This window comes from Paraburkholderia sp. Tr-20389, from assembly GCF_017104565.1.
Lineage (GTDB): Bacteria > Pseudomonadota > Gammaproteobacteria > Burkholderiales > Burkholderiaceae > Paraburkholderia.
The window spans coordinates 1-393 of sequence record NZ_JAAGPD010000120.1 but is presented as its reverse complement, the minus strand read 5'-3'; the positions used below and the strand labels follow the sequence as shown (position 1 = coordinate 393).

Genomic DNA, 393 nt, shown 5'->3' with positions numbered 1-393 from the left:
GCGGGTCTGAACCCGACCGATGCGGTGAACGTGAGCCAGCTGATGTCGGAAGACGCGAAGGTGAACAACGTCTCGAACAATGTTTCGAACGTGTCGAACAACCTGAGCAACCTGGGCAACAACGTCACGAACATCAACAACCAGGTGACGAACATCGTCAACGGTGGTGGCATCAAGTACTTCCACGCGAACTCGACCGTTGCGGACTCAGTGGCGACGGGCGCAGACGCGGTGGCGATTGGCGGTGCAGCGTCCGCTGCAGGAACGAACTCGGTCGCACTGGGCCTGAGCTCGGTTTCGGCTGGGAACGTCAGCGTTGCGGTCGGTGCAGGAGCTTCAACGGCTGGAGCATTCGGGGTGGCGATCGGTGCGGGCGCGAAGGCGTTGACCACG

The 393-nt window shown here is 61.6% G+C and carries 1 pseudogene; it reads left to right on the top strand.

The window, feature by feature from the left end:
- Positions 1–393, top strand: a pseudogene (locus G3N95_RS40415) (adhesin); the annotation flags it as partial.